This is a genomic window from Streptomyces odonnellii (genome assembly GCF_000981895.1).
GTDB lineage: Bacteria > Actinomycetota > Actinomycetes > Streptomycetales > Streptomycetaceae > Streptomyces > Streptomyces odonnellii.
In genome coordinates, this window is sequence record NZ_LATD01000579.1 from 1 (window position 1) to 4,523 (window position 4,523).

Annotated in this window: 2 protein-coding genes; both read right to left on the bottom strand. The window is 72.4% G+C overall.

The window, feature by feature from the left end; all coding sequences use genetic code 11:
• A partial coding sequence (locus WH07_RS35265; RefSeq protein ID WP_046509241.1) for a TauD/TfdA dioxygenase family protein occupies positions 1-864 on the bottom strand: 864 nt, incomplete at its 3' end.
• Between the two features lie 174 nt (positions 865-1,038).
• On the bottom strand, positions 1,039-4,523 hold a 3,485-nt coding region (locus tag WH07_RS35270; protein ID WP_157877496.1), incomplete at its 5' end, for an SDR family NAD(P)-dependent oxidoreductase.

Consider the following 4,523-nt stretch of genomic DNA (forward strand, 5'->3'; position numbering starts at 1 on the left):
GGGTGTGGGGGAGTTGATGGCTACTCGGCGGGCGTAGCGGGTGTGCGGGTAGTAGTCCCACGTCGCGTGGTGCTGAACGCAGCGGTTGTCCCAGAGGACCAGGGTGTTGGGGGTCCAGCGGACGCGGCAGTGGAGGAGGGGGGTCGTGGCGATGTAGTCGTACAGGGTCTTGAGGATCGCCTCGCTCTCGCCGCGGGAGAGCTGGGGGATGTGCGAGGTGTAGGCGCCGTTCACGTACAGGAGTTGGCGGCCGGTGTCGGGGTGGCGGACCACCACCGGGTGCTCGGTCTTCGGTATGTCCAGCCCGGGCGGCGGGGTGTGGCCGCGCCAGGCCAGGAGGCCGTCGTGGACGGCGGTGAGGCCGTCCAGGAAGGTCCTCATGGGCGGGGAGAGCATTTCGTACGCCAGGTGCATATTGGCGAACAGGGTGTCGCCGCCGCTGCCGATCTCGGGGGTGCGGGTGACATAGAGCATGGAGCCCAGGGACGGCAGGGCGTCGGCGGTGCCGTCGGCGTGCCAGCCGTTGCCGGCCACGACCCGTGAGTTCCTGTTCGCGCTGACTTCCAGGATGTACGGGTCGGAGTCCGGCGGGGGCGGCGTCACGGGGTGCAGTTCGCCGAAGAGACCGGCGAAGCGCTTGTGGTCCTCGTCGGTCAGGTCCTGGTCGCGGAACACCAGCACGTGGTGGGTCAGGAACGCGCGCCGCACGTCGTCCGTCTCGGCCGGGGTCAGTTCCTTCGAGAGGTCCAGGTCGAACACCTCCGCGCCGAGCAGCGGGGTCAGCGGCTCGACCACGATGCTGTCGTAGACCTCCTGCGGCCTGGTGGTGACGCGTTCGATGGCGTCCAGAGCGAACTGTTCCATGGTGTCCAGATGTCCTCTCGGATGAGCGGGGCGTACGAGGTGGGGGCGTACGAGGCGTGGGTGTACGGGGCGGTACCGGGGCATGCGGGGCGGTGCTGATGCGGACGTTCCGTGCGGGGAGGCATCGGTGGTCTTGGCGGGTCGGTCGGCGATGGCGACTGCGATTGCGATGGGTCAGTCGGCGGCGGGGGACTGCCGGGACGTCGCCGCGTTGATGGCGTCGGCCACGTCCTTGACGTACGGCGGTTGCACCAGGCCGTAGTGCGTGGTCTCGACGACATGCCCCTCCACGGGTTCGGGCAGCCGGGTACGCCACGCTCTGAGCTGGGCTTCCGGCGGTTCGGGGGCCGGCAGGCCGGACACGGGACGGGCCGCGAGCCACAGGGTGCTGGGGGTACGGGTCAGCCGGGGCGGCCGGTGGTCGCGCATGCCCGCCAGATTGGCCCGGCAGCACTGGGCGAGGCGCTTGGCGTACGTCTGCGGGCCCTCGCCCAGCGGATCGCCGGAGGCGCTCTGGCTCAGCTCGCGTGCGAATACCTCCTGGAGCTGCCGCTCGTCGTAGCCGCCGAGCCGCGGCCCCGCGTCCGGGGGTGGCGGGTCGAGCAGATACAGCGCGTCCGCCGGCCGCCCGGCGGCTTCCGCCTCGGCCGCCATCGCCTGCGCGACCCACGCGCCGAAGGACCAGCCCGCGAGCCGCCAGCGCCAAGTCCCGTGCGGGAAGCGCGCTTGGAGGGCGGCGTGGTAGTGGCGGGCGCGTTCGGTGAGTGTCCAGGCCGGACGATCCGTACCGCCTGGGCCCGTGTCGTCGAGCGCGGTGTCGCCCGGCCCCGGGTGGCCGGGGCCGGAGCCGAAGCGGGCGGGGTCGGTGCCGGGGTGAGCGGCGGGGGCGGTGTGCCGTAGCGCCGGATCGGCGATCAGACAGACGGTCGTGCCGGGGTCGAGGGCCGAGACCAGCGCCCGGTACGCCTGGATGTCACCGCCGACCGGGTGGACCAGGCACACGAGATCGTGTCCCGTGCCGGTTTGCCAGATGTCCAGGGGCACCGGGTCGGCGTCGCCGGAGTTGACCTCCGCTTCTTGGTCCAGCCGGCTCAGCACCTCGTTCAGGCTGACCCGGTGACTGAGTTCGAACAGCTCCAGATCGACCCCGTACAGCCGTTTCACCTCGGAGATCAGGTCCAGCAGAGTCAGTGAGTCCGCGCCCAGGTCGTACAGGGAAGCGGACGGGTCGAGTTCGTCGACGCCCAGGCGACGGCGCAGGCTGTCGGCCAACTGCTCGGCGGGCGAGACGGTTTTGGTCTCATGCACGGACTCGATGGCCGCGGTGGCCGCAGTGGCCGTCGGCTCGTCGGACACCTGCGGCTCGTAGAAGACACGCGCCTCGTCCATGGCGACCGTCGAGACCATGAGCTGGGGCAACTGGAGCCGCAGAGCCTGCGCGAAGAGGCGTCGGCCCTCCTCCGTACTCAACCCGGTGGCGAGATGGGCCTGGTGGCGGGCGTCCGTACGCAGGGTGTCGCCCGCCATGCCGACCTCCCGCCAGACGTCCCAGTCGATGCCGATACGGACGGTGCTCTCGTCCGGGCCGGCCTGGTGGTGCGCGAAGGCGTCGAGGAGCCCTGCGGCGGCGGCGTAGTCGAACTGCCCGACGCCGCCGAACAGTACGGACATCGACGAGCAGTACACCGCGTACGCCGGACCGCGGTCGGCGATCAGCCGCTCGACGAGCAGGGCCCCGCGTACCTTGGCCGCCATCGCCCGGTGCATGGCGCCGGGTTCGCGCCGCAATATCAGGCTGCCCGCGGCCGTACCCGCCGCGTGCACGACGCTTTCGAGTTGGCCGAGGTACGGGGCGAGGCGGGCGAGGATCGTGTCGAGCCCCTCCTGAGCCAGGTCGGCTTCGATCAGCGTGACGCGGTCGGCCCACTGGGTCAGTTGGGGCGGGAGGTACGGTCGGCGCGCCAGCAGGACGATGTCGGAAGCGGTCTGTTCGAGAAGGAGGGCCGCGATGGTGGTGCCGATGCCGCCTGTGCCGCCGAGGATGAGGTGGGTGGTGTGGGCCGGCTCGGCTGGTTGGGCTGGTTGGACTTCCTGCTGTGACGCGGGGCCGACCACGGAGCTGACCACCGGGCTGACTTCGCGGCTGACTTCGAGTCTGGCCACGGAGCCGATTACGGGCTGGACGGTCTGGTGCCACCAGTAGTTCCGGCGCAGCGCGAGCCGGTGGGGAAGGGCGGTGCCGTCCTCTGCGAGGAGTGTTGCGAGCAGGGGTGCCCAGGTGACGGGGGCGGGGGCGGTCGTGTTGGAGGCCGTCGGATCGGCCGGCGTTGGGTCGGCGGGCGTCGGGTCGGGGCTCGGCAGGTCCAGCCAGTGGCTGTCCGCGCCGGTCTCCTGCCGGGCCACCTCGCCCACACCGGCCAGCAGGCCCAGTTCGGGACGCTGTACGAAACCATCGACCGGCTGTGCGCCGTACGAGAGCCACCACAGGCGGGGCTTCGGGAACGCGGGCGTTTCCGCGATCGCCCGGAGCAGGGCGGCGGGGGTGTCCAGGCAGGCCCACTGCGCGCGGGCGAGTGCGTGCTCGTCGCCTGTGCCGTCGACGGCCAGGGGAAGGGCGTGCAGCCAGTCGACGGCGGACGGCGGTGTTCCGGTGCCGGATGACGATGTGTCGGTGCTGGTCAGGGCGGTGAGGAGGAGGCGGAGCGAGGCGGGGTCGGCCGGGTCCACCTCATAGGCGTCGTCCGCGAGCCGGGCGAAACGGTCGGCGGTGCTGACGCGGATCACTCGGCCGTGGGTCCGCTCGAACGGCTGCCAGGCCGCTGAGGGGGACGGCGCGGCGGTGAGGACGACCAGGGTGCGGCCAGTTGTTGTCCCGGCTGTCGTACGAGCGGGGGTACGGGCGGTCGGGACACGCGCCGCGGTACGGGAGGACACGCGGCGGAGCCGTACCCAGTGCGGCTGGTGCAGCCACTGGTCCTCGGGCAGCCGCTGCGGTGTCGTCGCGTCGGACGCCCGGTCCGGCGTGGAGCGGGGGAAGTCGTAGTCGGCCAGTTCGAAGGCGGGCGGCGGGAAGTCCCAGGGCGCCTGCGCGGTCCCGGCGGGCCAGTGGACCGTACGGCCGGCTGCCCAGGCCGCGGCGAGTTCGCCGGCGGTACGGTCTGCGGCGGTGAGGCCGGGGTCGTCCGGCGCGGGCTGTTCGGTCCGGCTGTCCGGTACGGCCATGACGCCCCCGGCGACGGTTCGCAGCCAGTCCACCGCGGCGTCGGCGTCAGCGCACTCTGCGGCGGCCCGCCAACGCTGCGTGGGACGGCCGGCCTGAAGATGCCGCAACACCTGTGCGTAGGCCTCGGGCCGGGCGGCCAGATAGTCGGCGATGCGTTGGGCGTCGGCGTGCAGTCCGGCGGAGCTGCTGCTGGAAAGCACGAGGCAGGGGATGGCGTCGGGGTCGCCGAAGCCTTCCTGGCTGCCGAAGCCTTCAGGGCTGTCCCGGCTGCCCTGGCCGTTCGGAATGTCCCGACCATTCGGGCTGTCCGGGCCGCCCGTGCCAGGACGCATGCCCGGAGCCCCGGACTCGTCCGGGTTGCCGGCGCTCGCGCCGTCGGCGCCACGGCCCGCGCTCCGAGCCGCCCCCGCGCCCACCCCGCCGCGCGCGCCCGTAC